The sequence below is a fragment of the Lacinutrix sp. MEBiC02404 genome (genome assembly GCF_053601575.1).
This window is the reverse complement of the sequence record NZ_JBSHNV010000162.1, coordinates 1-264: the sequence shown is the minus strand read 5'-3', so window position 1 is coordinate 264 and position 264 is coordinate 1. Positions and strand designations below refer to the sequence as shown.

Below are 264 nucleotides of genomic sequence, written 5' to 3'. Positions count from 1 at the left end.
AACTAAGATAGTACCACCAGCTCCACAAGTAGAAGTAAGGTTAGCAAAAGCATAATCAGAAGTTACATCAAATACTGCATCTGTATCACAAGCATCTGTACCACAAGATTGAAGTGCTAATATGTTAGCAGCATTCCAATCGTTAGCAATTGTTTCGTTATCTGTACCATTACATTCTATAGTTTCGTCTATTACAGTACAAGCCGTTAAGTCAGGACCGATAGAATCTTCAAGCGTAAGCGTTGCAGTAAGTATGGTTTCATT

At 37.5% G+C, this 264-nt stretch carries 1 protein-coding gene; it reads right to left on the bottom strand.

Going from position 1 to position 264, the window contains the following annotated elements; all coding sequences use genetic code 11:
• A partial coding sequence (locus ACVCXO_RS07640; RefSeq protein WP_452229004.1) for a hypothetical protein occupies positions 1-264 on the bottom strand: 264 nt, incomplete at both ends.